The sequence below is a fragment of the Micromonospora sp. NPDC003776 genome, from assembly GCF_053605645.1.
Window position 1 is genome coordinate 1 of record NZ_JBSGJR010000990.1, and the last position, 1105, is coordinate 1105.

Below are 1105 nucleotides of genomic sequence, written 5' to 3' on the forward strand. Positions count from 1 at the left end.
CTTCACCGCCGCGTTCGAGCAGGTGGACGCGCTGATCTCGCCGACCACGCCGTTCACGCCGATCAACCCGCCGCCGTTCCCGCCCGCCGCGGCGGCCGCGCCGGTGGCCCGCGGCACGCTCACCGTGCTCCAGGTGGCCGGGCCGCGCTTCGGCCGGGGCGTCATCGAGCCCGGCGCGCCGGTCACCCCCGGCGAGCTCCAGGAACACCTGATGGGTGACCTCACCCTGCTGATGAACGACGGGGTGCCCCGGCCCGACCTGCTGGTGGTGTCCGGCAACCTGACCGAGTCGGGCAGCCCCCGGGAGTTCTCCGACGCGCTGACCTTCCTCACCGGGCTGCGGGTGCTGCTCGGGCTGGAGCCGCACCGCCTCGTGGTGGTGCCCGGGCCGCGGGACGTCACCATGGCCGCCAGCCGGGCGTACTTCGCCACCTGCGAGGCCGACGACGTCGACCCGCAGCCGCCGTACTGGCCGAAGTGGCGGCACTACGCGCGCCTCTTCGACGAGCTGTACCAGGGTCTCGAGGACCGGATCTTCGACAGCGAGCAGCCGTGGACCCTCTTCCCGGTGCCCGACCTGCGGGTGGTGGTGGCCGGGCTCAACTCCACCATCGCCATCACCCACCGGGAGGAGGACCGGTACGGCTTCCTCGGCGAGGCGCAGTCCACCTGGTTCGCCCAACGGCTGCGCCACTACCAGCAGTCCGGCTGGCTGCGGCTGGGCGCGATGGCGCACGCCCCGGGCACCCGCCACCCGTACGCCGAGGAGGTGGCCGTCCCGGACGGGGTGATGCTGCGCGACCGCGGCTCGTTCCACCGCCTGGTCGGGCCGATGCTCAACCTGCTCCTGTCCGACGCCACGCCCGGCGCGCGGACCGACCTGGGGGTGCCACTGGCGACCACCTCCCGCGACGGCCGGGCACAGGTGCTCCGGCTGGCCGCCGACGGGTCGACCCGCTGGGTGCTCGGCCGCGACGACCGGCACGACGTGGGCGAGCCGACCGCGGTGAGCTGGCCCCGGGCCGAGGCGACCTTCGGCGCCGCCGGGCCGGCGCAGGTGCCCGACCCGCGGCTGCCCACCCCGGGGGAGGGGCCGACCCAGGGC

Annotated in this window: 1 protein-coding gene; it reads left to right on the forward strand. The window is 75.6% G+C overall.

The window, feature by feature from the left end; translation table 11 throughout:
- A partial coding sequence (locus ACWEVO_RS36975) for a metallophosphoesterase family protein (protein ID WP_452312018.1) occupies positions 1-1105 on the forward strand: 1105 nt, incomplete at both ends.